Genomic DNA, 1,115 nt, shown 5'->3' on the forward strand with positions numbered 1-1,115 from the left:
TCATTAATAAAATCAAATTTATCAAATTTCATAATTTTAGATTCCTATAATTTCTATTTTAAATATATTTTATAGGAATTTTAAAATAACTAGGTTATGCAAGAAGTTTAATGAAAGCATTTTTCAATTAGAATTATTAAGTAATTAAAACTATGGATAATTCATTAATGTTTTTTGATTTGATTATGTTTTGGAAGATTACCATTTTCTAAATCAGATTTCCCTTTAAAATCATAAGGTTTTTCTGTTCCTTTTAATAAACGAACAATATTTTGATGATGCTTTAAGATTAAGAAAATAGCACTTAAAGTAATAATAATATTAATTAAAGCTAAACTATCATAGTAATTGTCATAATTAACATAATGTAAGTAATTCACTCAAACAAGATGAGAATTTTGAAGTAAATCACCATTAAAGTTAATAACATCAATGCCACTTAATTGTGGGATTCAACATAAAGCTCCTGTAAAAAATGCTGCTAAAATTGAAGAAACAGAAACTCGTTTTCAAATAAAAATTGTGCTTCATCAAACAACTGTAGCAATTAAAAAATAATATGGGTTAGTCATTCATAATAACCCTAAAAAAGATGAAACTGTTTTACCGCCTTTAAATTTATAATAAATTGGATAAGAATGACCAATTAAAACAAAAAAAGCTGGAATATAATAACTAGTTGAACCAAAATTAACCCCATTAATATTAATACAACTAATACCAAAGGCAATAAACATTGTAATAGTAACTTTTAGCATATCTAAAAACATAATGGCAAAACCTCATTTTTTTCCTAAAACACGACTAGTATTTGTAGCTCCGGCATTTTTAGAATGATAATCTTGCACATCAATTTTATAAATTTTTTTACTAATAAAGATTGATCAACTAAAAGAACCAATTAAGTAACCAATTATTGCCGTAATAGCTGTCCCTAAATATCCATATAATGTCATTCCTTCACCTCTCTTTTACTATTATATTATATAGCAATTAGAAATAATTTAGTAAATAACTTTAATTTTGTCGAAAACTCTTGATATTTATAAAATATACCTAAAATTAGGTATATTTTTAATATATGGAGGTAAATAATTAATGAAAAAAATAATTAA

Annotated in this window: 1 protein-coding gene; it reads right to left on the bottom strand. The window is 23.1% G+C overall.

Features of this window, described 5'->3' with window-relative positions; translation table 4 throughout:
- Nucleotides 1-164: 164 nt before the first annotated feature.
- Complete coding sequence (gene plsY, locus EHV01_RS05840; RefSeq protein ID WP_400248834.1) at nucleotides 165-956, bottom strand: glycerol-3-phosphate 1-O-acyltransferase PlsY; 792 nt, start codon at nucleotides 954-956, stop codon at nucleotides 165-167.
- Nucleotides 957-1,115: the final 159 nt, after the last annotated feature.

Origin of the sequence: Spiroplasma sp. hy2 (assembly GCF_044714365.1) — a bacterium.
GTDB classification, from domain to species: Bacteria; Bacillota_I; Bacilli_A; order Mycoplasmatales; family Mycoplasmataceae; genus Spiroplasma; species Spiroplasma phoeniceum.